At 71.6% G+C, this 25,310-nt stretch carries 20 protein-coding genes and 1 pseudogene; 10 read left to right on the forward strand and 11 right to left on the reverse strand.

Annotated features, from left to right (window positions below):
- Positions 1–66: 66 nt before the first annotated feature.
- Together OG254_RS04600 and OG254_RS04605 are read left to right on the forward strand one after the other, a co-directional pair.
- Positions 67–1,377 (forward strand): phosphoribosyltransferase family protein, encoded by a 1,311-nt coding sequence (locus tag OG254_RS04600; RefSeq protein WP_405577481.1) that lies wholly within the window; start codon positions 67–69, stop codon positions 1,375–1,377.
- A gap of 133 nt (positions 1,378–1,510) precedes the next feature.
- On the forward strand, positions 1,511–2,425 hold the full coding sequence (locus OG254_RS04605; protein ID WP_405577483.1) for a peptidoglycan-binding protein: 915 nt from the start codon (positions 1,511–1,513) through the stop codon (positions 2,423–2,425).
- A 19-nt stretch (positions 2,426–2,444) separates the two neighbouring features.
- Here OG254_RS04605 and OG254_RS04610 read toward each other — a convergent pair.
- Positions 2,445–3,231, reverse strand: a pseudogene (locus OG254_RS04610) (Type 1 glutamine amidotransferase-like domain-containing protein).
- Positions 3,150–4,652: a purine-cytosine permease family protein gene (locus OG254_RS04615; protein WP_405577485.1), complete on the reverse strand. Its 1,503-nt coding sequence runs from the start codon at positions 4,650–4,652 to the stop codon at positions 3,150–3,152. Before OG254_RS04615 ends, OG254_RS04610 begins: the two are co-directional and overlap by 82 nt.
- Positions 4,653–4,816: 164 nt before the next feature.
- On the opposite strand from OG254_RS04615, the gene OG254_RS04620 reads away from it, so the two are divergent.
- The gene (locus OG254_RS04620) at positions 4,817–5,077 is read left to right on the forward strand and encodes a hypothetical protein (RefSeq protein ID WP_405577487.1); all 261 of its coding nucleotides are present in this window, start codon (positions 4,817–4,819) and stop codon (positions 5,075–5,077) included.
- A 147-nt stretch (positions 5,078–5,224) separates the two neighbouring features.
- On the opposite strand, the gene OG254_RS04625 is transcribed toward OG254_RS04620, so the two are convergent.
- Entirely contained in the window at positions 5,225–5,920 is a 696-nt protein-coding gene (locus OG254_RS04625) for a type 1 glutamine amidotransferase domain-containing protein (RefSeq protein WP_405577489.1), read from the reverse strand.
- A 120-nt stretch (positions 5,921–6,040) separates the two neighbouring features.
- On the opposite strand from OG254_RS04625, the gene OG254_RS04630 reads away from it, so the two are divergent.
- Entirely contained in the window at positions 6,041–7,000 is a 960-nt protein-coding gene (locus tag OG254_RS04630) for a LysR family transcriptional regulator (RefSeq protein ID WP_405577491.1), read from the forward strand.
- A gap of 10 nt (positions 7,001–7,010) precedes the next feature.
- Here OG254_RS04630 and OG254_RS04635 read toward each other — a convergent pair whose 3' ends face one another.
- The gene (locus tag OG254_RS04635; protein ID WP_405577493.1) at positions 7,011–7,277 is read right to left on the reverse strand and encodes a helix-turn-helix domain-containing protein; all 267 of its coding nucleotides are present in this window, start codon (positions 7,275–7,277) and stop codon (positions 7,011–7,013) included.
- A 27-nt stretch (positions 7,278–7,304) separates the two neighbouring features.
- Here OG254_RS04635 and OG254_RS04640 point away from each other — a divergent pair, with 27 nt between their 5' ends.
- A complete protein-coding gene (locus tag OG254_RS04640; RefSeq protein ID WP_405577495.1) occupies positions 7,305–7,760 on the forward strand; it encodes a hypothetical protein in 456 nt (151 codons plus the stop codon).
- A gap of 38 nt (positions 7,761–7,798) precedes the next feature.
- Here the strand turns inward: OG254_RS04640 and OG254_RS04645 are convergent, their stop codons facing one another.
- From OG254_RS04645 to OG254_RS04660, 4 genes are all read right to left on the reverse strand, one after another.
- Positions 7,799–8,275, reverse strand: a complete 477-nt coding sequence (locus OG254_RS04645) for a (2Fe-2S)-binding protein (RefSeq protein ID WP_147998151.1) — start codon at positions 8,273–8,275, stop codon at positions 7,799–7,801.
- Positions 8,276–8,283: 8 nt separating this feature from the next.
- Entirely contained in the window at positions 8,284–10,635 is a 2,352-nt protein-coding gene (locus OG254_RS04650; RefSeq protein ID WP_405577498.1) for a molybdopterin cofactor-binding domain-containing protein, read from the reverse strand.
- A 162-nt stretch (positions 10,636–10,797) separates the two neighbouring features.
- Positions 10,798–12,729 (reverse strand): collagenase, encoded by a 1,932-nt coding sequence (locus OG254_RS04655; protein WP_405577500.1) that lies wholly within the window; start codon positions 12,727–12,729, stop codon positions 10,798–10,800.
- A 151-nt stretch (positions 12,730–12,880) separates the two neighbouring features.
- Positions 12,881–13,840 (reverse strand): LysR family transcriptional regulator, encoded by a 960-nt coding sequence (locus tag OG254_RS04660; RefSeq protein ID WP_405577502.1) that lies wholly within the window; start codon positions 13,838–13,840, stop codon positions 12,881–12,883.
- Between the two features lie 159 nt (positions 13,841–13,999).
- Here OG254_RS04660 and OG254_RS04665 point away from each other — a divergent pair, with 159 nt between their 5' ends.
- A complete protein-coding gene (locus OG254_RS04665) occupies positions 14,000–15,445 on the forward strand; it encodes a glyceraldehyde-3-phosphate dehydrogenase (protein ID WP_351185527.1) in 1,446 nt (481 codons plus the stop codon).
- A 76-nt stretch (positions 15,446–15,521) separates the two neighbouring features.
- Here OG254_RS04665 and OG254_RS04670 read toward each other — a convergent pair whose 3' ends face one another.
- Complete coding sequence (locus OG254_RS04670) at positions 15,522–17,162, reverse strand: thiamine pyrophosphate-binding protein (RefSeq protein ID WP_405577505.1); 1,641 nt, start codon at positions 17,160–17,162, stop codon at positions 15,522–15,524.
- Positions 17,159–17,944, reverse strand: coding sequence for a cyclase family protein (locus OG254_RS04675; protein WP_405577507.1), 786 nt, complete (start codon positions 17,942–17,944; stop codon positions 17,159–17,161). Before OG254_RS04675 ends, OG254_RS04670 begins: the two co-directional genes overlap by 4 nt.
- A 206-nt stretch (positions 17,945–18,150) precedes the next feature.
- On the opposite strand from OG254_RS04675, the gene OG254_RS04680 reads away from it, so the two are divergent.
- The 4 genes from OG254_RS04680 (at position 18,151) to OG254_RS04695 (ending at position 21,659) form a co-directional block, all read left to right on the forward strand.
- Positions 18,151–19,194: an ABC transporter substrate-binding protein gene (locus OG254_RS04680; protein WP_405577509.1), complete on the forward strand. Its 1,044-nt coding sequence runs from the start codon at positions 18,151–18,153 to the stop codon at positions 19,192–19,194.
- Between the two features lie 54 nt (positions 19,195–19,248).
- Positions 19,249–20,253, forward strand: coding sequence for a FecCD family ABC transporter permease (locus OG254_RS04685; protein WP_405577511.1), 1,005 nt, complete (start codon positions 19,249–19,251; stop codon positions 20,251–20,253).
- Positions 20,250–21,332: a FecCD family ABC transporter permease gene (locus OG254_RS04690; protein WP_405577513.1), complete on the forward strand. Its 1,083-nt coding sequence runs from the start codon at positions 20,250–20,252 to the stop codon at positions 21,330–21,332. Before OG254_RS04685 ends, OG254_RS04690 begins: the two co-directional genes overlap by 4 nt.
- 72 nt (positions 21,333–21,404) lie before the next feature.
- Positions 21,405–21,659 (forward strand): EF-hand domain-containing protein, encoded by a 255-nt coding sequence (locus tag OG254_RS04695; protein WP_147998141.1) that lies wholly within the window; start codon positions 21,405–21,407, stop codon positions 21,657–21,659.
- A gap of 157 nt (positions 21,660–21,816) precedes the next feature.
- Here the strand turns inward: OG254_RS04695 and OG254_RS04700 are convergent, their stop codons facing one another.
- Positions 21,817–25,191 (reverse strand): pyruvate carboxylase, encoded by a 3,375-nt coding sequence (locus OG254_RS04700; RefSeq protein ID WP_405577516.1) that lies wholly within the window; start codon positions 25,189–25,191, stop codon positions 21,817–21,819.
- Positions 25,192–25,310 lie beyond the last annotated feature (119 nt).

The following is a 25,310-nucleotide window of genomic DNA, read 5'->3' on the forward strand; positions in this document are numbered from 1 at the left end:
TCCCGCGAACAGTCGTAGCCTGAAGAGAAGGGACAGCTCCCGTCCTCGTGGGCACGGGAGGCACGTATGCGTTACGACGACCGCAGGACGGCCGGGCGGCTGCTGGCCGAGGGGCTTGAGGAGCTGCGCGGTCAGGATGTGGTGGTGCTGGGCCTGCCGCGCGGCGGGGTGCCCGTGGCGGCGGAGGTGGCCCGGCGGCTCGACGCCCCGCTGGATGTGCTGGTGGTGCGGAAGCTGGGTGTGCCCGACCAGCCGGAGTGGGGGTTCGGGGCGATCGGCGAGCACGGGGTGCGTGTCCTCAACCGGGATGTGATCGGCGAGGCCGGGCTGACCTCGGCCGAGCGGGGGGCCGTGGAGGCGGCCGAGCGTGCCGAGCTGGAGCGGCGGGTGCGGGGCTACCGGCAGGGGCGGGAGGCGCTGCCGGTGGCCGGGCGCACCGCGCTCGTGGTGGACGACGGGCTCGCCACCGGTGCCACGGCCGAGGCCGCTTGCCGGGTCGTGCGAGGTCAGGGCGCGGCCCGGGTCGTGCTCGCCGTGCCCGTCGGACCGGCGCACAGCGTGGCCCGGCTGCGGCAGGTGGCCGACGACGTCGTCTGCCCGCAGACGCACCGGATCCTCGGCTCGGTGGGTGCCTGGTACCGGGACTTCGGTCAGGTGCCGGACGCCGAGGTCACCTCGCTGCTCGCCGCGGCCGCGGGATCCAAGTCGGCGTCGCCGTCGGACCGTGAGGTGCTGATCCCGGCGGCGGGAGCGCGGGTGGGTGCCCGGCTGGTCGTGCCGGACGGGGCCGCGGCGGCAGTGGCGTTCGCGCACGGCAGTGGCAGCAGCCGGCTCAGCCCCCGCAACCAGTACGTCGCCACCGCCCTCAACCGGGCGGGGCTGGCCACACTGCTGCTCGACCTGCTCACCGACGGCGAGGCGCACGACCGGCACAACGTCTTCGACATCCTGCTGCTCGCCCGGCGTCTGCATGCCGCGTCGGTATGGCTGCGCGAGGAAACCGGCCTGCCCGTCGCCTACTTCGGGGCCAGCACCGGGGCCGCCGCCGCGCTGGAGGCGGCCGCGCTGTCCGGCTCCGACGTCCGCTCGGTCGTCTCGCGCGGCGGCCGCCCCGACCTGGCCACGCCGGCGGCGCTGGCGCGGCTGCGGGCGCCGACCCTGCTCATCGTCGGCAGCCGTGACACACAGGTGCTCAGCCTCAACCGCCTGGCCGCGGACCGGATGCACTGCGAGCACCGGATCGCCGTGGTCCCGGGCGCCACCCATCTCTTCGAGGAGCCCGGCACTCTCACGACGGTCGCGGAACTGGCCCGCGACTGGTTCACCGCCCACCTCGGCCGGCCCACCACGGGGACGCCGCCACGTCGGTCGGCGTGAGGGACGTACCCGGGCCGGTGCGACCGGTTTCGGACAGCCCTGAAGCGCCTGCTCCGTCAACCTCTGGGGCCATGGAGATTGAGTGTTCAACTTATGCCTAGACTCTGGATCCTGCATGGAGAGGGACCCCTACGTGAGCGAACCGAACGGCCCCGTCTGCCCGGAGTGCGGGACACCCCGGGCATCCGACGCCACCCCCGCCTGCTCGTGCGCCCGCCGGGCCTCCGACGCCCGCCGCGACGCGCGCGCGGCGGAGCGGGCGGCCGCGGAGGACTTCGATCCGGTGCGGATACGACCGTTCGTGGAGCTCGGCGAGGACACAGAGGCAGACCGCTCCGGGGACGAAGTGCCGCGGGAACAAGGGGACTTGACCGACACGGACCCCATACCCACGCAACCGCAGCCGCCCTCCGCACAAGAGACACCTGGCGAGACAGACGTCCCCGACACGGACGCCCACGGGGGCTCCCGGCGCAGGCACCGCACCCTTGTCGTCACCGGGGCGGGAGTGACTCTGGCCGTCGTACTGACAGGCGCTTTCCTGGGCGGACTGTTCACGTACGAGAGCCCCACGCGGGACGGGTCGGTGTCCGACGACGTCCGCGCACCCGTCCCGGACGGCACCGTGGAGGACGGCACATCCCCGGAAGGCCGGTCCGCCGCCGTACCCGCCGCATCGCCGTCACGCACCTCGACGCCCTCCCCCGGTACGCCCCCTGGCGACACCTCCCCCGCGCCGAGCTCCGCCTCCCCCACCTCGGCCCCGTCCAGCCCGAGCGCCACTGCCACCGCCGCCCCCGAGCCGAGCGACGCGCAGGGGCGGCCCCCGGTCCTGGGCCTCGGCGACCAGGGACCGGAAGTCACCGAACTCCAGTTGCGCCTGCGCCAGATCGGTCTCTACGCCGCAGACGTCGACGGCGACTACGACCGCCGGGTCGAGAGCGCGGTGGGCACGTACCAGCTCACCCGAGTCATCCTCGGCGACGAGTCGGGCGTCTACGGCAGCGCGACCCGCACCTCGCTGGAGTCGGAGACCTCGGAGCCGTGACGGGGCGAGCCGGGACGGGTCAGGACAGGTCCCGCCACGGCAGCGCCCGTTCGTCGGCTTCACCGGTCCCGTCCCGCACCACCCGGTACACGGACGCGCCCGGCGACCGGGACACGGCCTCCGTGAGCCGGCCGTCCGTGAAGAGGGCGCCGGTGCCGTCGTCGAGGGCCCATCCGGCGGGCAGCGCTCCCTGCGCCACGGCCGACCTGTAGGAACGGCGGCGTCCGGGTTCACTGTCGTAGTGCGGGCACACCGAACCCGGCAGCAGGCCGAGGCCGTCCGCGAGGTGGGTGAGCGGGCCGAAGGAGTCGGTGTGCGAGCCTTCCGCCCAGCAGTTGGCGCCCGCGCTGATGCCGCACATGAGGGTTCCGTGGTCGTAGGTCTCGCGCAGCAGTCGGTCCACGCCGTGTACGCGCCACACCGCGAGGAGGTTGGCTGTGTTGCCGCCACCCACGTAGATCACGTCCTGAGCGAGCACGAAGGCGCGCAGCGCGTCGTCGTCGAGCTTCCTGTCGAACAGGGGCAGGACGGAGGGTTCGCAGTCCGGGCGGTCGCTGAACGCGGCGAGGAATCTCTCGACGTACGCGGGGGCGTCGCCGCTGGCGGTCGGCAGGAAACACACCCTGGGCCGGGGGGTGCGCGCATGCCCCAGCATCCAGTAGCCCGTCTGCGTCCGTGGAGAAGCCTCCGCCGAGGAGGGCCAGCAGGTGCGGGCGACTCGTCGTCACGGGGTCGCCGCTTCGTCCGCCGCCGGGCTCAGTGCGAGCGCCTCCTGTTCGCGGACGTGCCCGCGCCGCAGCGCCCATGCGCCGAGGAAGCCGAGTGCGAGGGCCGCGAGGACGCCGAGGTTGGCGTAGGCCCAGTCACCCGACCTGCCGCCGAGGCCCAGGGGGCCCAGCAGATAGCCCTGCCATTCGAGCCAGCTCGCCGTCGAGTTGGTGACCAGGCCCCAGCCGAGGGCGGTGGCAGTGAGCGTCAGGAGCAGCGGGGTGAGCGGTACGTCGCCGTAGCGGCCGGTGGGGCGGTAGAGGTCGGGCTCGTCGTAGTCGCGGCGGCGCAGGGCCAGGTCGGCGAGCATGATGCCGCACCAGGCGGCGATGGGGACGCCGAGCGTGGTGAGGAAGCCCATGAACGGGCCGAGGAAGTCGTCGGCGACGAAAACGATGTAGATCGCGCCGACGATCATCAGCACTCCGTCGAACAGCGCGGCCACGTAGCGCGGCACGCGCAGCCCCGCCGAGAGCAGGGCCAGGCCGGACGAGTAGATGTCGAGGACCGCGCCACCGACCAGGCCCAGGACGGCGACGATCACGAACGGGACCAGGAACCAGGTCGGCAGGAGCGTCGTCAGCGCGCCGATCGGGTCGGCGGCCACGGCTTCGTTGAGAGTGGCGGAGGAGCCGGCCAGCAGCAGGCCGACCAGCAGCAGGAGCAGCGGGGCCAGGGACGCGCCGAAGGTGGTCCAGCCGATCACGCCTCGGCTCGACGCGCTGCGCGGCAGATAGCGGGAGTAGTCTGCGGCCGCGTTGACCCAGCCGAGGCCGAAGCCGGTCATCATGAAGACCAGCGCACCGATGAACGCCTGGGCGGACCCTGCCGGTACGGCACTGACGGCGGACCAGTGGATGTGGTCGGCGACGAGGACGACGTAGACGATCGTCAGCACGCCTGTGACCACGGTGATCACGGTCTGCAGCCGCATGATCAGGTCGAAGCCCATGACGCCGACGACGACGGTCAGCGCCCCGACCAGCACGAGGGCGACCACCTTCGTCCCGGTGCCGCCGCCCCAGCCGAGCCGGGCGAAGACGGTCGCGGTGGCCAGGGTGGCGAGGGCGCAGAGCACGGTCTCCCAGCCGACGGTGAGGACCCAGGAGATCACCGACGGCAGGCGGTTGCCGCGCACGCCGTATGCGGCGCGGCCGAGCACCATCGTGGGCGCGGATCCGCGCTTTCCGGCCACGGCGACGAACCCGCACAGCAGGAAGGAGAAGACGATGCCGACGACCCCTGCGGCCAGCGCCTGCCAGAAGGAGATGCCGAAGCCGAGCGCGAAGGCACCGTAACTCAGGCCCAGGATCGACACGTTGGCGCCGAACCAGGGCCAGAACAGCGTGCGGGGCGTGCCTTTGCGCTCGGTGTCGGCGATCACGTCGAGGCCGTGGGTCTCCATGCGGAGCCCCCGGCCCGGGGGTCTGCCGTCGAGTGGGTCCGGAGAGGTGATCATCCCGGCATCGTCGCACCGCTCATCCCGCCGCGGAACACCGTCTGCGGGTGTCCGTCGCGCTGGTTGCCATGCCGCAGTCACTCATCCGAGTGGCTCTTGGTGTACGCGTTGCCTTCCGAGGGTGATCTTCATCAGACAACAGCACCCACCTCACAGGAGTACGCATGCGTATTCGCACGGCATTTACTGCCGCCGCTCTCGGAACTCTGTTCGTCCTGGGCGGCGCTGCCGCTGCCCACGCGGATGTCGACGACCAGAGCAGCGTCGGCGCCGGAAGCCAAGGAGCCCCGGCCTGGCAGGGGCCCTCGTTCGACGAGCAGCCCGGCACCGCTTTCGGCGGTGAAGGGACCCAGGACAGTGAAGGGACCCAGGACATGCAGGAGGGGCAGGGCTTCGGTGACGCCGGCAGCTCGTTCCTTCAGTAGGTAGACGTATCGGCCTCGCCTTCATCGCCGCTCGACGTCGGCGGTGTCCAGCAGGCCGCTCAGCAACCGCGAGGACGCCTCGTGCGCGTGTCGCGCACGGGGCGTCCTCGGCCGTGGCCCGGGTACGCGGGCGGACGGCGAGCTGCTTCAGCCCAGCTTCTTCAGCAGTTCGGCGGCGAGCGGGGCGGCGGAGGCGGGGTTCTGGCCGGTGACCAGGTTGCGGTCGACGACCACGTTCGGGACCCACGGCTCGCCCACCTGGACCTGCACGCCCGCCTCGGTGAGCCGGTCCTGGAGCAGCCACTTGGCCCGGTCGGCGAGGCCCGCCAGGGTCTCCTCGGCGTTGGTGAACGCGGCCACGCGGTAACCGGCGAACGTGTTCGTGCCGTCGGCCCCGGTGGCGGCGAGCATTGCGGCGGGGGCGTGGCAGACGACACCGAGCGGCTTGCCGGAGTTCAGGGCGAGGGTCAGCAGCCTGCCGGAGCCGGCGTGGACCGCCAGGTCCTCCATCGGGCCGTGACCGCCGGGGTAGAACACGGCGGCGTAGTCGTCGAGGTGCACGTCCTCCAGCCGGACCGGCTCCCGCAGCTCCGTCATCGCGTCGAGCACGGCGGCGATCCGGTCGGCGTTCTCCTGACCGCCGTTGGCCGCGGCCGCGAGGCTGCCCTGGTCGACGGGCGGTACGACACCACCCGGCGTGGCCACGACGATCTCGTGACCGGCGGCCTTGAACGCCTCGTACGGGGCGGCGGCCTCCTCGGCCCAGAAGCCGGTGGGGTGCTTGGTGCCGTCGGCCAGCGTCCAGTGGTCGGCGCCGGTCATCACGAAAAGGATCTTCGACATGCGGGGGGCTCTTTCGAGAGGGGGTCCAGGAGGTCCCGACGCCGTGCGCGCGGATCGTCAGGACGTCGATACCCCGACCGTACGCAAGATCTGCCATTGGAATCCAATAGGCTCGTCCATATGAGACATAGGGATTCCAATGAGGAGGTGGAGGAGGCCCAGCTCGGGGGCGCGGCGCCGGTGGACCTGAACCTGTTGCGCACGTTCCTCGCCGTGTACCGCACCGGCTCCTTCACCGCCGCGGCCCGGCTGCTGGGCCTGTCCCAGCCGACGGTCACCACGCAGATCCGCACGCTGGAGCGGCAGCTGGACCGGGAGCTGTTCCAGCGCCTGGCGCGCGGTGTGGCCCCGGCTCCCTACGCGGACGAGCTCGCCGCCCGGATCGTCGAGCCCCTGGACGCCCTCGCCACCGTCACGGGGGCGGGCGGGTCGGCCGACATGCACCCGGCGGAACCGGTGCACCTGGCCGGTCCGGCCGAGCTGCTGACCCACCGTGTCATGCCGACCCTCGCGCCGCTGGTCGACAAGGGCGTACGGCTGCGCATCACCCCGGGCCTGACCGAACCGCTCCTGGAGGAGCTGCGGGCCGGCCGCTACGAGCTGGTGCTGTCGACCTACCGGCCACGCGGCCGGGCCCTGGCCTCGGTGCCGCTGGTGGACGAGGAGTTCGTGCTGGTCACGGCTCCCGCCTGGGCGGAGCGCATCGGCGGTCCGGCGCGGCTCGCGGCCGACGGGCCGGCCGCGCTGCACGGTGTACCGCTGGTCGCCTACGCCGAGGACGTGCCGATCGTGCGCCGCTACTGGCGTCATGTCTTCGGCCGGCGTCTGACCCGCCAACCGGCGGTCACCATGCCGGACCTGAACGCGGTCAAGGCCGCGGTGGCGGGCGGAACGGGATTCAGCGTGCTCCCCCGCTACCTGTGCTCGGCCGAACTGTCCTCGGGCGCGCTCGTCCTGCTGCACGACCCGGACGATCCGCCCATCAACACCGGCTTCCTGGTCCAGCGCCCGGGATCCTCCAGCAACCCCCATGTCGCCCTGGTCCGCGACCACCTGCTGGAGACAACCCGCGACGGGTGACTCCGGCGCCTCACCCAGCGTCCGCCCGCAGCGCGTGGGTGCGCAGCGCCAGCAGCGCCTCGAACCGGAACCGCGGGTCGCCGAGCCGGTCGCCGAACAGGGCCTCCAGCTGGCGCAGGCGTTTGCGTGCCGTCTGCGGATGGATGCCCAGCGCCTGGGCGACCTCGGGAGCCGTACGGCCCCAGGACATCAACAGGGCGTCCAGGGTCTCGGCGAGCCGGACGGCCCGTCCCCGGGGCGGGTCCGCGAAGACGCCCAGCACCCGTCGGCCGAGCAATTGCCCAATGGGGGCGCTCCGGAGCAGGTGCAGCTCCGCCAGCTCGTCGTCGACATCAAGAACCTCGGGGGCGCGGCGTCGGTCGACAAGCTGGTCGCCCTCACCCCGTGCAACCACGGCACCACGTTCTCGGGCCTCGGCCTCCTCGCCCTGGCGATCCCCGGCGGCACCGCGGTGCTCGGCTCGGGCTGCACCGCGTGCAGTCAGCAGCTCATCGGCTCGGACTTCCTCCGGGACCTGAACGCCGGCGCCGAGACCGACCCGGGCATCACCTACACGGTGATCACCACCTGGTACGACGAGGTCGTCACCCCGTACACCTCGGCCTATCTGGACCCGGCCCCGGGCGTCACCAACGTCAAGCTTCAGGAGGTGTGCCACGCCGAGTTCGTCGACCACGTCGGCATCAGCTACAACGACCTGGCTACACGGCTCGTGCTCAACGCCTTGGATCCGGCTCACGCACAGCGCCCCACCTGCTGACCGCGCGTGCCCCGTGGCCGCACGGCCACGGGGCACGTTCAGTACTTCTTCGCGCCCGCCACGATGGCCTCCCGGATGCGGTGGTACGTCCCGCAGCGACAGACGTTGCGGATCTCGTCGAGGTCGGCCTCGCTGATCTCGCGGCCCTCCTGGCGGGCCTGGCGGACCTTGGCGACGGCGGTCATGATCTGGCCGGGCTGGCAGTAGCCGCACTGGGCGACGTCGTACTCCAGCCAGGCCTCCTGCATCGGGTGCAGTTCGCTGCCGACCGTGGCGGGCAGGCCCTCGATGGTGGTGACCTCGTCGGTGGGTCGCAGGTCCTTCACGGGCACCGAACAGGGGTTGAACGCCTTGCCGTTGATGTGGCTCGTGCAGGCCTGGCAGACGCCGAGCCCGCAGCCGTACTTCGGTCCGGTGACGCCCAGGACGTCCCGCAGCACCCACAGCAGCCGTACGTCGTCCTCGATGTCCACGGTCACGGACTCGCCGTTGAGGATGAAGGTGTGTTCGGGCACGGGAGCTCCTAGAAGGCGCGGCTCAGGCCGTCGGTGGGGGACGCGGGGATCGGCGGGGTGGTGGGCAGCGGTTCGAAGCCGAGCGGTTCCTCGTGGTTGAGGGGGAAGGTCGTCGGCATCGTGCCCGTCGCACGCCCGTAGGCGCAGGCCACGGCCGCCATCGCGCCCGCGACGGCCAACTCTCCGGCGCCGCCGGGCGAGTCGGTGGTCGGCGGCATCACGATGATCTCCAGCTCCGGCGGGGTGTTCCACTGGCGGGTGTAGAAGTAGTTGTCCCAACTGCCCTCCAGGAAGTGCCCGTCGGCGAGGTGCAGTCCGGAGCTCAGGGTGATCGCGATGCCGTCCATGATGCCGCCCATCATCTGGGCCTGAAGGCCGCGGGGGTTGACCGCGAGACCCACGTCCACGGCACAGACGACCTTGGTGACGCGCGGTCCGGTGTACGCGTCCGGGATCTCGCGTCCGGTGGTCTGCGGGCGGCAGTCGATCTCGGCGAGGACCGCGACGTACGCGTGGTACTCGGGGTGGAGCGCGATGCCCTGCGCCGTCCCGGCCGGCATGGCGCGCCCCCATTCCCCCGCCTCGGCGACCTTGTCGAGGACGGCCCGGGCCCGCTCGTCCTTGAGGAAGGAGCGGCGCAGCCGGTAGGGGTCCTTGCCCATGCGCTTCGCCAGCTCGTCCACCACCAGCTCCTGCGCGCAGCGCACGTTGGGCGAGTAGATGTTGCGCATGGAGCCGGTGTTGAAGCCCTTGTCGGTCTCGCTGAGCAGCTGGGTGACGAGCCCGAAGTGGTAGGGGGTCTGCTGGGTGAGCGTGAAGATCGTCTCGGAGAAGGTGAGGTCGCCGACGGGCAGGCGGCTGGCCCCGGCGGTGATGATCTCGCCGACGCCGTGGCCGAAGTCGGTGGCCACGGAGGTGTGGCGCTGGTCGTAGGTCAGTACCTGGCCGAGCGCGTAGGTGGCGCGCACCCGTGAGGTGGACATGGGGTGGGTCCGGCCCTGCCGGAAGTCGTCGGTGCGGTGCCACATCAGCTTGACCGGCTTGCCCATCGCCCGCGAGACCTCGGCGGCCTCGCCGGCGGCGTCGTGGAACAGCTTGCGTCCGAAGGAGCCGCCGCCCTCCGTCACATGGACCTTGACCGCGCTCACCGGGAGTCCGAGCCCCCGCGCGATCTCCTCCTGGGCGACGATCGGTGCCTTCAGGCTCGCCCAGATCTCGGCCGAGTCCTCGGTGACGTCGGCGACGGCGCAGTTGGTCTCCAGCGCGCTGTTGCTGGCGAAGTGGAAGGTGAACCGGGCGTCGACCGACTTGGTCAGCAAGTCGAGTCCCGGCAGCGGGAGTTCGGCCTTGCGCAGCTTCGCGCGGATGGTGTCGTCGGAGGCATCGTCGGCGGTGCCGGGGCCCCAGTCGACCTGGAGCGCGCGCACCGCGTCGATGCACTGCCCGAAGGTACGGCCGCGCACGGCGACACCGGTCGGGACGCGGACCACGTCGGTGATGCCGGGCATGGCCCGCACGGCGTCCAGGTTCGCCACCGAGCGGACGGTGCCGTTGATGGTCGGCGGTCGGCACACCATCGTCGGCAGCGCGTCCGGCACGTGGACGTCCATCGCGAACTTCTTGCGGCCCGTGACCGCTTCCAGCGCGTCGATGCGCCGTCGGGCGGTGCCGATCACCTTGAAGTCGGCGGGCTCCTTCAGGGTCACGGCGACCTGTCCGGTGGCCAGCGACGCGGCCTTCTCGGTGAGTTCGCCGTACCCGATGCTCCTGCCGGTCACGGTCGAGGTGATGACCCCCGCCTTCGCGGTCAGGGTGCCGAGGGCCTCTCCCAGTTCGAGTGCGGCGGCCCGCAGCAGACGGCCGCGGGCCACGGCGGCGGCGACGCGGATCGGGGTGTAGGTGGAGACGGTGGTGTTCGAGCCGCCGGTGAGCTGGTTGAACAGGAGCTCCGGTCGTGCGTCGGCGAGGGTGACGTGGATCTTCTCCAGCGGGAGGTCCAGCTCCTCGGCGATGAGCATGGCGCTGGAGGTGGTGATGCCCTGGCCGACCTCGGCCCGCGGCAGGGCGAAGGAGGCCGTGCCGTCGGTGTCGAGCCGGATCGTGATCAGGTTCGCCGTGGGCAGCGCGGCGTGGGTGAGCAGGTCGTTGAGGTCGTAGATCTCGGCCGGGCCGGGCACGGAGGGGACCGCCGCAGCCGCCTCGGTCGGCGCGAGGACCGTCTCACCGAGGGGTGCCGCGACGGTCAGCGTCGACCCGGCGACCACATAACCGAGGAATCGGCGTCGGCTGACGCCTTCGGGGCCCGCGGCGGACACGGCGCCCAGGCGCCCCGCCCCCTCCGAGCGGTGGTGCGTTCCCATCGGCTGACCTCCCGGCGACGTGACGTGCGGGCCGTGCCCGGCGGATCCTGACTGTGCACGGCCCGCACGCGTTCCGGAAGTTCCTGGCGGCGCTTCGACACGCAACGCCCACAACTGCCTCACCTGTGAAGGCCGGCACGGCCAGGAATCACGGCATCGGTGTCACCTCGCCGTCGCCGCGCACGCGCCGGCCGCGCACTCCGTCAGCCACTGGTCGAAGTCGGCGTCGTAGCGGGTGCCGATGCCGGTGGCGTAGACGGCATGGCCGCCGGGGTAGTCGCCGACGCGGAAGCGGGCGAGCATGCGCTGGACGTCGTCCGGATGCTTCTCGAACATGTAGCGGACCGCGAGGTAGCCCCACGGGTAGGTCCGCGTGACGTCGCTGTTGGTGTACGTGTTCTGGAAGAGGGTGCTCAGCCGGTAGGTGTGCCGGCCCGCCTCCGTGACCGCCTGGTCGTAGGTGATGCCGCGGTAGCCGTAGGAGACGTACTCGGCCAGTCCCTCGATCCACCACACGTCCGGTACCGAGGTCTGCTGGGCGAAGTCGCCCTTCATGTTGAGGCGGGCGTCGAGGTAGTGGGTGTACTCGTGGTTGAGGTTCCAGATGCGGGCGGCGTGCCCGGTGTCCTGGCTCTTCTGGTACATGACCGCGAACGGCTCGTTCGCGGGGTCGGCCGGGTCGCCGATCAGGGTCATGCCGCCGTTGTCCGTGCTGATGCCGAAGATCGCTCCGGCGTAGGTCCGGTAGTCCTCGCTGCTGGCGAAGACGAAGAGGTCGAGGGTCGACAGGTACTGGCCCGGGATGGGTCCGGCGTCGCGGACGAGGTCGTGGACGTACGCGTCCTGGCGCAGCACGCTGGCGCACGCCGCGTCCAGGTCGGACGAGGTGAGGGACTGGGCCCGGATCGTGCGGTCGGCGTTGCAGTCGTGGGTGACCGGCAGGGCCGCGCGGGTCAGTTGGCCGGCCAGGTCGCAGACGCTGTAGTAGGTGCAGTTGGCACCGTCGTAGGAGTCGGCCTGGGTCGCCACCGCCACCCACAGACCGGCGGTGGGGCCGGTGATGCGGGTCGTGTCCAGCAGGTGCTTGGCCAGGGGGCGCACCGTCTTGCGCAGTGCCGGGTGCTCGACGTAACGGGCCACGTTCATACCGGCGTTGGAGGTGAGATACGCGCGGTCGGTGCCGAGCAGGTCGAGGTGGTCGAGCGCGAAGGCGTGCAGGGTGCGGACGACGGACTGGTCGGCGGTGACCGCCCTGACGTAGTCGGCGTTCCAGTTGCCGCGCCAGAGCGGGGTGTACACGGAGTTGACGGCCGCCAGCATGCTGTAGATGGCGTCGTAAGACCTGTCGTAGCCCTTCAGTATGCGCTGGTAGACCGGCAGATAGCGGGCCTGCCGGTCGGCGCTGTCGGTGAGGATGACGACCTCGCCCAGCACTTTGCCGTTCGCGTCGGTGACGTCCCCGGAGTGCGGGCGGGCGAAGAAGGCGTCCAGGCCGCGGGTGGTATTGCGGTCGAGGACGGTGCCGTAGGGGCCGACGTCGTCCGGGTGGTTGAACTGCACGTAGTAGCCGGCCCGCAGGAACAGGACGAGCTGCCACACGCGGGAGGCGTTGTCGCCGTTGTAGGTCCCGGCCGCGCTGGTGAACGCCTCGGCGATCGTGACCATCTGGGACTCGCGGAACACGGCGCGCGCGTCGGCTCCGGTGACCCCGAACAGGGTGTTGACGCAGTCCGTGGTCGAGGCCTTGACGAACGCGACCAGTGCGGCGCCGGTCCTGCCGCCGAAGTCGCCGGGAGTGCAGGGTGCCGCCTTCAGTCCCGGCTCCGGGCTCGGCCGGGTCGGGACGCGCGTCGGCGTCAGGGGCGGCAGCTGGGTCCGGTTCAGCGGCCGGTCCTGTACGGCGGGACGGGAAGCGGCGTCGACGGTACGGCCGGTCGGTGGCGGCGGCTGTGTCGTGACCCGGGATGGGGCCGGGGCGGCGTCGGCGCGGGGCGCGGATGCCGCGAGGGCCGGCGTCGACAGTAGGGCGCTGACGGTGACGCAGGCTGCGAAGGCTGTGGCCATGCGTCTGCGCAGCACGAAGCGGTAGCGCATCTGGATTCCTCCACGGATGGATGCGCCTCGATGTGGGGTGCTGAGGCGTGTGTGGCACTGTCTCAACGCCACCGCACACCAACAATGCCGTGTGACATAGCACATGGCACCGGGTCGCCATAACACGCGTACCGGGACCCCGAGTTGCCGCCTATCCCCCGGCCGGGCTCCACGTGCGCGCGGCCCAGGCCCTCAAGTGCGGGGACTGGCCGACGAGTTGGCGGTGGGCGGCGGTGGCGGACTGCAGCAGCGCTTCGGCCACGTCGTCGGCGACCGCCGCACGCCGCCAGGCCAGCACATAGCGGCACCACAGCGGCGTGCCGACGAGCGGCTTGACGACCACGTGCGGGACCGGCCGCATCGTCGGCTGCACGACGGCCACGCCGAGCCCGTCGGCGATCATCCCCTGCAACTGCTGCTGGTCGCCGAGGAATTCGTGCACGGCCTCGGGTGTGAAGCCGGCCGCCGTGCAGGCCGTGTAGAAGACGCCCGGCCATCCGGCCCCGTCGTCCGGCGTCAGGAACCAGTCCTCCCCGGCCAGGTCGGCGAGGGCGACCTGCGTGCGCTGGGCGAGCGGATGCCGGGACGGCAGGGCCACGAACGTCGGCTCGGTGACGATGCCGCGATGGGCCACCGCGTCCGAGTGCTCCAGCTCCCTGCCGGGATAGTCGGCGGCGATGGCCGCGTCCACCACGCCCTCCTCCAGCAGCTCGACGATCCGGGACGAGGCGTACACGCTGCTCACCGCGAGCGAGACGTCCGGCAACCGTGAGCGCACGCCCGACACCATGCCGGCCAGCATCGGTGAGTTGGTCGCGGCCACCCGCAGGGACCGGCGCTCGGGCACGCCACCGGCGGCCGGGCGGCGTCCGATCGCGTCGGCCCGGGTGAGGACGTCGCGTGCCTGGGCGACGACCTCGAACCCGTACGGGGTCAACCGCACGCCCGTCGGGCCGCGCTCGAAGATCGACTCGCCGAAGTACCGCTCGATGCGCCGGAGTTGGGTGCTCATCGCGGGCTGCGAGTAACCGAGCTCGGTCGCAGCTCGGCCCACGCTCCCCGCGTCCGCGATGGCACACAGCACGCGCAGATGCCGTAGCTCCAGCTCCACCCGCTCACTCCTCCCTCCAGGTCAACACGATATCGCCCGCACTAAAGGGGCAAATGCGAGTGAATCGGCACACTCTCCACTCACACAGACCCCCCTCTGCAAGCTCGTCGACACCTGCGGTTAGCATATGAGCGCCACCTAGCTCGAAAGATAGGCCCCGTGACTGTCAACGACGACTCGTTCACCAACTGGAAGAACCGCGAGGAAATCGCGGAGTCGATGATCCCGATCATTGGGAAGCTGCACCGGGAGCGGGACGTGACCGTCCTTCTCCACAGCCGCTCCTTGGTGAACAAGTCGGTGGTCAGCATCCTGAAGACCCACCGGTTCGCCCGGCAGATCGCGGGCGAGGAGCTCTCGGTCACCGAGACGCTGCCGTTCCTGCAGGCCCTCGCCGCACTGGACCTCGGCCCGTCGCAGATCGACCTCGGCATGCTGGCCTCGACGTACAAGGCCGACGACCGCGGTCTGACCGTGGAGGCGTTCACCGCCGAGGCCGTCGCCGGTGCCACCGGCGCCAACAAGATCGAGCGCGGCGAGGGACGGGACGTCGTCCTGTACGGCTTCGGCCGTATCGGCCGGCTCGTGGCCCGTCTGCTGATCGAGAAGTCCGGCTCGGGCAACGGTCTGCGGCTGCGCGCCATGGTCGTGCGCGGCGGCGGCGACCAGGACATCGTCAAGCGCGCCTCCCTGCTGCGCCGCGACTCCATCCACGGCCAGTTCCAGGGCACGATCACGGTCGACGAGGCGAACAGCACGATCATCGCCAACGGCAACGCGATCAAGGTGATCTACGCGAACGACCCCTCCGAGATCGACTACACCGCATACGGCATCAAGAACGCGATCCTGATCGACAACACCGGCAAGTGGCGCGACCGCGAGGGCCTGTCCCAGCACCTGCGCCCCGGCATCGACAAGGTCGTGCTGACCGCGCCGGGCAAGGGCGACGTCCCCAACATCGTGCACGGCGTCAACCACGACACGATCAAGCCGGACGAGCAGGTCCTGTCCTGCGCCTCCTGCACCACCAACGCCATAGTCCCGCCGCTGAAGGCGATGGAGGACGAGTTCGGTGTGCAGCGTGGTCACGTGGAGACCGTCCACTCGTTCACGAACGACCAGAACCTGCTGGACAACTACCACAAGTCCGAGCGTCGTGGCCGCAGCGCGCCGCTGAACATGGTCATCACCGAGACCGGCGCCGCCTCGGCCGTCGCCAAGGCGCTGCCCGACCTGAAGGCCCGGATCACCGGCAGCTCCATCCGTGTCCCGGTCCCGGACGTGTCGATCGCGATCCTCAACCTCCAGCTCAAGCGCGAGACGAGCCGGGAGGAGGTCCTCGACTACCTGCGCGACGTGTCGCTGACCTCGCCGCTGCGCCGCCAGATCGACTTCATCACGGCGCCCGACGCGGTCTCCAGCGACTTCATCGGCTCCCGCCACGCCTCGATCGTGGACGCGGGCGCGCTGAAGGTGGAGGGCGACAACGCCATCCTCTACCTCTGGTACGACAACGAGTTCGGCTACTCCTGCCAGGTCATCCGTGTCGTCCAGCACGTCTCCGGGGTGGAGTACCCGACCTACCCGGCCCCGGCGGTCTGATCCCGCCCGACCGCCACTGCCCGACCGCCCGGTGCCGCACGAGCGCGCGCCGGGCGGTCGTCGCGTTCTCATCGGCTCAGTGGCCCCGGAACGCCTCCTCCAGCCACCACGCCCCGTGGTCGGCGACCACTTTGGCGTCGATCAGCAAGGGCGCGGTGCGCGGCCCGGCGACCCAGCCCGCCACGGCCTTCAGGTCGGCGCGCGTCCGCACGGTCACGGCCTCGAAGCCGTAGCCCCGCCCCACGGCGGCGATGTCCGTCGGCGGGAAGCGCACGGTGTCGAGAGGGTGCCCGGCGGGGCCGAAGTGGTGCACCTCGGCGCCGTAGGCCTCGTCGTCGTACACGACGACCACCATGGGCAGCCCGAGCCGGCGCACGGTGTCGAGTTCGACGGCGCTCATCAACGCGCCGCCGTCCCCCAGGGCGCCCACGGGCAGCCGGTCCGGCTGGGCCAGCGCCGCGCCGATGGTGGTCGCCAGCCCCAGCCCGATCGACTGGAAGGCCTGCGTGAAGCAGAAGCCCTTCTCGTCCGGCACCGACAGATACATCGTCGGGTAGCCCATGAAGTTGCCCGAGTCCACGCCGACCACCCGCTCGGCGGGCAGGATCTCGTCGAGCGCGATGCTGAGCGTCCTCGGGTCGATCCGCTCGCGCGAGCTCGTGTCCTCGTACGGCACGTCATGCCAGCGCAGTCGCGCCGAGAGGGCCGCTCGGACCTCCGGCGTCCGATAGCCCTCCCGTGCTTCGCCGCCCTCCTCGAACACCCGGCGCGCGGTGCGGCGGACGTCGCCGGTGACACCGAGGTGGACCGGCCGGTGCGCGCCGAGTGCCGACGGGTCGTCGTCGATCTGTACGACGGTGGCGTCGGCGCCGATGAGCCGGCCGTGCCGCATCGTCCACATGTTGAGCGCGCAGCCCCAGCCGACGATCAGGTCCGCGCCCTGGATCAGTTCGACGGCCAGGGGCGAGGCGAAGCCTCCGGAGACGTCCAGGTTCCACGGGTCGCCGTGGAAGAGCGCGCGGGCCACGGCCGAGGTCGCGAGCAGCGCGCCGTAGCGCTCGGCGAGGGCCGTGAGGGCCTCCCGGCCGCCGGGTTCCCGCGCTCCCCGACCCGCCACGAAGACCGGGCGCCGGGAGCGACCGAGCAGCTCGGCGAGAGCCGTCACGTCGGCCGCGTCCGGCTCCACCAAGGGCCGCGGCGTCGGTGGCGCCGCCTGTGCCAGGGCCCCGTCCGGGACCTCCGACGCCTGTACCGGCAGAGGGAGGTTGAGCAGGACGGTACGCCGCTCCCGGACGGCGAGCCGGACCGCCGCGCAGGTCTGCTCGACGGCTTCCTGCGCCGACGTCACCCGGACCGTGGCGGCTCCGACCGCCCGCGCCAACGCCTCTTGGTCGACATGGAAGTTGGACCGGGGCTCGGTCACCTCGGCCGCCAGCACGACGAGGGGCGTACGGCTCTTCGCGGCCTCCGTGATGCCGGTCATGGCGTTCGTCAGGCCGGGCCCCTGGTGGACGCTCACCGCCGCGACCTCGCCGCTGGTCCGCGCGTACGCGTCCGCCATCGTCGCCGCGCCGCCCTCATGGCGTGCGGCGACGAACCGCGCCCCCGCCGCGACCATGGCGTTCGTGACGTGGAAGTTGCCCGATCCGACGACTCCGAAGACCTGACCGACCCCGGCCGCGCACAGCGCCCGGCCGACCGCTTCCGCGACGTTCACCGGCGCTCCACCAGGGCGAGCACGCGCGCGGGGGCGCCGGAGCCGTTGACGATGGGCAGCGGTCCCGCGATGACGACGGAGCCGGTCGTGGGCAGCGCGGCGAGGTTCTGCAACTGCGTCAGGCCGTACTTGTCACTGCCCATGAGGGAGGAGTGGCAGGGAAAGGCCGGGTCGAAGGAGTGCGCGGCGCCGGCGTCCGTGCCCACCGTCTCGACGCCGAGGCCGATGACCGGCGACTCCTCGGCGACCCAGCGGGCGCACTGCGGCGACAGGCCGGGGGTGTGCGGGCCGGTGTCGTCGGCGTTGAGGAACGCCTCTTGGGAGTGCGAGCGTGCGTCCCAGCCGGTGCGCACCAGCAGCCAACCGCCTTCGGGCAAGGGGCCGTTCTCGGCCTCCCATTCCTTCACGTGGTCGATCTCGACCAGGAAGTCGGGGTTCTTCGCGGCTTCGGCGGTGAAGTCCAGCACGACCGCGGGTGCGATCAGACGGCCGGCCGGCACCGAGGCGACGTCGGCGAGGTCCTTGCCGGTGACCCAGTGGTTCGGGGCGTCGAAGTGGGTGCCGGTGTGCTCGCCGCTGCGGAAGTTGTTCCAGTACCAGGCGGGGCCCCGGTCGTCGTACCGGCTGATCTCCTCCAGCTCGAAGACGGCCGTCTGGCCGAACTGGGGCGGCAGTTGGATCACCGGGGTCGACGACGACAAGGGCGATGTCAGGTCGACGACTTCGATCGATCCGCCACGCAATCCGGAGACCAGCGCGGCAAGAACGGACGGCTCGGACATGGCGCCTCCTCGAAAGGACGGTGTTCGCCCTGACAGCATCCCAGCCCTGCCCCGTCCTGTTCGGTGGCCCGACGCACCGATGTGCACATGGCACCGCAGGGCCGTGACAGGAACCACACAGGCTCACGTGTAGGGCACATGAAAGGTCCGGATAAGGTGAGGCTGGCCTAACAGCCGACCCATGTGCACCAAGAGGGAGCCCTGTCATGCTTCACCGGCGTCGCGGCCCGGCCGCCATCGCTCTCGCCGTCGCCGCGGCACTGTCCCTCGCGGCCTGCGGCGGCTCCAACGGCGGCTCGGACAACGCGGGTTCCGCGGCCGGCGCCGGCGACAAGAAGGACGTCGCCAAGGGCGGCAAGGACTTCGCGTCCGCCGCGAAGAAGACCGCCGAGATGGGCACCGACGCGGGGCCGGGCCAGTGGCCGCGCACCATCGAGCACGCCATGGGCGAGACAGTCATCGAGTCCCAGCCGAAGCGGGTCGTGGTCCTGGACGTCGGCGAGCTCGACAACGTCGTCTCGCTCGGCATCAAGCCGGTCGGCCTCGCCCCGACCGAGGGCTCCCCCGAGCTGCCCTCCTACCTTAAGAAGGACGCGGGCGAGCCGGCGAACGTCGGCACGATCAACAACCTCAACCTGGAGGCGATCGCCGGTCTCAAGCCGGACCTGATCCTCGGCAGCCAGCTGCGCGCCGCGGACAAGTACGACGAGCTGTCGAAGATCGCACCCACCGTCTTCTCCATCCGCCCCGGCTTCACCTGGAAGGAGAACTACCTCCTGAACGCCGCGGCCCTGGACAGGACGGCCGAGGCGAAGGCGAAGCTGACCGCGTACGACGCGAAGGTCAAGGAGCTCGACGCGAAGCTCGGCGCGAAGAAGCCGACCGTGTCGATGGTGCGTTACCTGCCCGACGGGGTGATCCGGCTCTACGCGAACGCCTCGTTCATCGGCACCATCCTCAAGGACGCCGGCATCCCGCGCCCCAAGAACCAGGACATCGAGGACCTGGCCGCCGAGGTCAGCGCCGAGAACATCGACCAGGCCGACGCGGACTACATCTTCACCGGCGTGTACGGCGACGCGAAGGCCACCGACAAGTCCCGGGCGCAGGGCAACCCGCTGTGGAAGAACCTGAAGGCGGTCAAGGCCGGGCACGCCTACGACGTTCCGGACGAGACCTGGTACCTGGGCCTGGGCGTCACCGCGGCCGACGAGGTCCTCGCGGACCTGGAGAAGTACCTCACCAAGTAAGCGCACCCGCGCACCTGTTTGCCGCGCCACCCGAGAAACAGCAAGAGGAACCGCATGTCCCGTGCCACCCGGCGCCGTATCGCCTGGACGGTCGCGGGCATGCTCCTGCTGTTCCTCGCCGCCCTGCTCAGCCTCGCCCTCGGCAGCCGGCAGATCGCCCCGGCCGAGGTGTTCGACGCCCTGCTGCGCGGCGGCACCGGCGACGACGCGCAGGTCGTGCGCGCGCTGCGGGTCCCGCGCACGGTCATCGGCGTGATGGTCGGCCTCGCCCTCGCGGTCGCGGGGGTGGTCATGCAGGGCATCACCCGCAATCCGATCGCCGAGCCCGGCGTCCTCGGTGTCAGCCAGGGCGCCGCGCTGGGCGTCGTGTGCGCCATCGCGTTCCTCGGGGTGCACACGCCGAGCGGATACGTCTGGTTCGCGTTCGCCGGCGCGGGGCTCGCCGCGGTGGCCGCCTACGCGGTCGCGGGCAGCGGGCGCGGGGGTGCCTCGCCGGTGAAGCTGGCGCTGGCCGGGGCCGCGATGAACGCGTTCATCGCCTCCGTGGTCTCCGCCATCGTCACGACCGACGCCCGCGCCCTCGACGAGTTCCGCTTCTGGGACGTCGGCTCGATCGGCGGCCGAGACGGTGAAGTCGTCGCGCAGACCTGGCCGTTCCTGCTGGTGGGGCTGGTGCTGGTGGCCGTCGTGGCACGGGGTCTGGACGCCCTGGCGCTCGGCGACGACGTGGCCCGGGGGCTGGGGCACCGGGTCGCGCTCGTACGGGCCGTGGGCGCGCTCGCCGCGACCGTGCTGACCGGGGTCGCCGTCGCGGTGGCCGGTCCGATCGCGTTCGTCGGGCTGGCCGTCCCGCACATCGCGCGGGCGCTGGTGGGAGCCGACCACCGTTGGGTGCTGGCGCTGTCAGCGCTGCTCGGACCCTCGGTGATCCTGGTGTCGGACGTACTGGGCCGTGTCCTCTTCGCGCCCTCGGAGGTTCCGGTGGCGGTGATGACGGCGTTGCTCGGCGTGCCGTTCCTGGTCGCGCTGGTACGCAGGAAGGCGACGGTGCCGGCATGACACAGCCCCTGGAGCGGACCCCTGCCGTCGTCCGGCGGCTGCGCCCGGCCGGGTACGCCGTCGTCCGCGTCGGCGACGGCAGCTTCCTGCTGCACCGCCGGGCGTGCGCCGTGGCGGTCCTGCTGGCCGCCGTGCTTGCGGTGACGGCCGTCGTGTCGCTGTGCGTGGGCGAGTCGTTCGTCTCCCCGACCGAGGTCGTCCACGTGCTGCTCGGGCAGCCGAGCCCGGACGAGCTGGTCGTCGGCACGCTCCGGCTGCCCCGGCTGGTGACGGGGCTGCTGGTCGGTGCCGCGTTCGGTGTCTCCGGCGCGCTGATCCAGGCCGTAGCCCGTAACTCCCTCGCCAGTCCGGACGTCATCGGCGTCACGCACGGGGCGGGCGCGGCGACGGTGACCGCGATGACGTTCGGGCTCACGTCGTACACCGTGCTGCCCTACGTCTCGGTCGCGGGCGGGCTCGCGGCTGCCGCGCTCGTGTATGTCTTCGCGTGGCGGGGCGGACTGCATGCCACGCGCTTCGTCCTCGTCGGGATCGGCGTGTCGATCGCGCTCGGTTCGCTGACCCGGCTGTTCCTCACCAAGGGCGACTATCTGGTCGCCCAGCAGGCCAAGGTGTGGCTGACCGGTTCGCTCAACGGCCGGGGCTACGACCAGGCCGCGCCCCTCGCCCTGGTCCTCGCGGTGCTGGTCCCGGTGCTGCTGTGGGCGGCGCACGCCCAGCGCATGGTGTCCCTGGACGACAGCACGGCGACCGCGCTGGGGGTGCGGCTCGGTCCCGTCCGGCTGGGGCTCACCGCGCTCGGCGTCGTGCTGGCGTCCGTGGCCACCGGCGCCGCCGGTCCGGTCGACTTCGTGGCGCTGCTCGCCCCACAGATCGCCCACCGGCTGACCCGCACCGCCCAGATCCCGCTGTTGTCCTCCGCTCTGACCGGCGCCACCGTCGTGGTCGTCGCGGACTTGCTGGCCCGCCGTCTGTTCTCGCCGGTCGAGCTGCCCGTGGGCGTGCTCACGGCGGCGGTGGGGGCGCCGTATCTGATGTGGCTGATCGCTCGCACTCGCCGGGCCCGCGAGGGAACCTGAAGGGGCGCAATGGCGTTCTTGTCTGGTAACGGGGTGGCAGGTCGGCCTGCCGACAGGAACGAAGGTGACACGATGAGTGACAAGGCCCGCAAGCTGTTCGAGGCACTCGACCTCGACCACAACGGGACCCTGACGCGCGCGGAGGTGATCATCGCCCTGCGGACGAAGGGGCCGTCGCTGGCAGCGTCGGGAGATCTGCCGGTCTGGGGCCTGGGCGACGAGGACGCCTCCTCCGCACTGTTCGACGCCGCCGACCAGAACGGGGACGAGGTGCTGACCCTGGAGGAGTTCGCGGCGGTGGTGGACCGCCGCTTCGGCTGGCGCTGAGCGGGAGCCGAGGCAGGCGGTGTCATGCGCCCGCCTCTTCGCGCGTGCGCCCGGCGTTGACGTACCGCGGCTGATGTCCGACCCGGCGGCGAGCTCGGCCGGCCCGCCCCCGCCCCGCGCAGACACTTCCCCTGCGCGGGGCGAGACCGCAGGCGGTTCAGGCGAGTTCGACCAGGAGATCGCCGCCCTCGACCTGCTGGATGCGGTTGATGGCCAGCCTGGCCACCGTGCCCGCCTTCGCGGCGGTGATCGAGGCCTCCATCTTCATCGCCTCGATGGTGGCCACCGTGTCACCGGCCGCCACCTCGCCCCCCTCGGCGACCGTCAGTGTCACCACGCCCGCGAACGGCGCCGCCACATGAGCGGGGTTGGTCCGGTCGGCCTTCTCCGTCACCGGGACGTCCGAGGCCGCCGACCGGTCGCGGACCTGGATCGGCCGCAGCTGGCCGTTCAGGGTGGACATCACGGTGCGCATGCCCCGCTCGTCGGCGTCGCCGACCGCCTGCAACTCGATCAGCAGCCGCACACCGCGCTCGAGGTCGACGGAGTACTCCTTGCCCGGGCGCAGCCCGTAGAAGAAGTCCTTGCTGTCCAGGACGCTGGTGTCGCCGAAGGTGTCCCGGTGCGTGTCGAACTCGCGCGTCGGCCCCGGGAACAGCAGCCGGTTGAGCGTGGCACGACGCTCCTTCGACAGGCCCTCACGGTCGTCGGCGTTCAGCTCCTGCACCGGCTTGGCCTCGGCGCGGCCCTGGAGCGCCTTGCTGCGGAACGGCTCGGGCCAGCCGCCGGGCGGGGTGCCCAGCTCGCCGCGCAGGAAGCCGATGACGGAGTCGGGGATGTCGAACCGGTCGGGCTCCGCCTCGAAGTCCTTCGGGGACACACCGGCGCCCACGAGGTGCAGGGCAAGGTCGCCGACCACCTTCGACGAAGGGGTGACCTTCACCAGGCGGCCGAGCATCCGGTCGGCGGCGGCGTACATCGCCTCGATCTCCTCGAAGCGGTCCCCGAGGCCCAGCGCGACCGCCTGGGTGCGCAGGTTGGACAGCTGCCCGCCGGGGATCTCGTGGTCGTAGACACGGCCGGTCGGGGAAGCGAGGCCCGCCTCGAAGGGGGCGTAGACCTTGCGGACGCTCTCCCAGTACGGCTCCAGATCGCCGACGGCCTGGAGGTCGAGGCCGGTGGGCCGCTCGGAGTGGTCGGTCGCGGCCACGATCGCCGACAGCGACGGCTGCGAGGTGGTGCCCGCCATGGACGCGACCGCGCCGTCGACCGCGTCCGCGCCGGCCTGGATCGCGGCCAGGTAGGTGGCGAGCTGGCCGCCCGCGGTGTCGTGGGTGTGCACATGCACCGGCAGGTCGAACTCCCGGCGCAGCGCGGAGACCAGCTTCGCCGCGGCCGGTGCCCGCAGCAGGCCCGCCATGTCCTTGACGGCCAGCACGTGGGCGCCGGCGTCCACGATCTGCTCGGCCAGGCGCAGGTAGTAGTCCAGGGTGTACAGGCGCTCGGCCGGGTTGGACAGGTCGGAGGTGTAGCACAGGGCCACCTCCGCGACGCCTGTGCCGGTCTCCCGTACGGCCTCGATCGCGGGCCGCATCTGGGAGACGTCGTTGAGGGCGTCGAAGATGCGGAAGATGTCGATGCCGGTGGCCGCCGCCTCGTGCACGAAGGCGTCGGTCACCTCCGTGGGATACGGCGTGTAGCCGACGGTGTTGCGGCCGCGCAGCAGCATCTGCAGGCAGATGTTCGGCGCGGCCTCCCGCAGGGCCGCGAGCCGCTCCCACGGGTCCTCGGCGAGGAAACGCAGGGCGACGTCGTAGGTCGCGCCGCCCCAGCACTCCAGGGACAGCAGCTGGGGCAGGGTGCGGGCCACCACGGGGGCGACGGCGAGCATGTCCTTGGTGCGCACCCGGGTGGCGAGCAGCGACTGATGGGCGTCGCGGAACGTGGTGTCGGTGACGCCGATGGTCGGCGAGGCGCGCAGCCAGCGGGCGAAGCCCTCCGGGCCGAGTTCGGCGAGCTTCTGCCGGGTCCCGGCGGGCGGCTCACCGGCCGGCAGCGCGGGCAGCTTGGTCAACGGTTCGAGCAGGTCGGGCCGTTCGCCGTGCGGCTTGTTCACGGTGACGTCGGCCAGGTAGGTGAGCAGCTTGGTGCCGCGGTCGGCGGAGTGCCGGGCCGTGAGCAGGTGCGGGCGCTGCTCGATGAACGACGTGGTGACCCGGCCGGCCCGGAAGTCGGGGTCGTCAAGGACCGCCTGCAGGAAGGGGATGTTGGTGGCCACACCGCGGATGCGGAACTCGGCCACGGCACGCCGGGCGCGCCCCACCGCGGCGTTGAAGTCCCGGCCCCGGCAGGTGAGTTTGACCAGCATCGAGTCGAAGTGCGCGCTGATCTCCGTACCGGCGTGGGTGGTTCCGCCGTCGAGGCGGATGCCCGAGCCGCCCGGCGAACGGTAGGCGCTGATGCGGCCGGTGTCCGGGCGGAAGCCGTTGGCAGGGTCCTCGGTGGTGATACGGCACTGGAGCGCGGCGCCGCGCAGCGTGATGCTCTCCTGGGCGAGGCCGAGGTCGGCCAGCGTCTCGCCGGCCGCGATGCGCAGCTGCGACTGCACCAGGTCGACGTCGGTGACCTCCTCGGTCACCGTGTGCTCGACCTGGATGCGCGGGTTCATCTCGATGAAGACATGGTTGCCTTCGCGGTCGAGCAGGAACTCCACGGTGCCGGCGTTGCGGTAGCCGATCTTCCGGGCGAAGCGCACGGCGTCGGCGCAGATCCGGTCGCGCAGCTCCGGGTCGAGGTTCGGCGCGGGCGCCAGCTCGATCACCTTCTGGTGGCGGCGCTGCACCGAACAGTCCCGCTCGAACAGGTGGATGACGTTGCCCTGCCCGTCGGCGAGGATCTGCACCTCGATGTGGCGGGGTTCGACGACGGCCTTCTCCAGGAAGACGGTGGAGTCGCCGAACGCGGACGCCGCCTCACGGGACGCCGCCTCGATGGACTCCCGCAGCTGCGCGGGATCCTCGACCCGGCGCATACCGCGGCCTCCGCCACCCGCGACGGCCTTCACGAACACGGGGAAGCCGATGTCGTCGGCGGCCCGGACGAGCTCGTCCACGTCGGTGGACGGCTGCGAGGACCCCAGCACCGGCACGCCGGCCTCGCGTGCGGCGGCCACCGCACGGGCCTTGTTCCCGGTCAGCTCCAGGATGTCCGCGCTCGGTCCGACGAAGGTGATGCCCGCCTCTTCGCAGGCCCGGGCCAGGTCGGGGTTCTCGGACAGGAATCCGTAGCCCGGATAGACGGCGTCCGCTCCCGCACGGCGCGCCGCACGGACGATCTCCTCGACCGACAGATAGGCCCGCACCGGATGCCCCGGCTGGCCGATCTCGTAGGCCTCGTCGGCCTTCAGCCGGTGCAGGGAGTTGCGGTCCTCGTGCGGGAAGACGGCGACGGTGCGCGCGCCCAGCTCGTAGCCTGCGCGGAAAGCGCGAATCGCGATCTCACCGCGGTTGGCGACCAGCACCTTGCGGAACATTCTTGATCCCTTCAGCCTGCCGGTGACGGACACCCATGGTGTCGGCGGCTCCCCCCATAACGCCATGTGAGCCAGGCCACTCGCCAGTCGACGGGCGCCCGCTCACGGTCACCGCGGGT

This window comes from Streptomyces sp. NBC_01092, from assembly GCF_045039535.1.
In the GTDB taxonomy this organism is placed as follows: domain Bacteria; phylum Actinomycetota; class Actinomycetes; order Streptomycetales; family Streptomycetaceae; genus Streptomyces.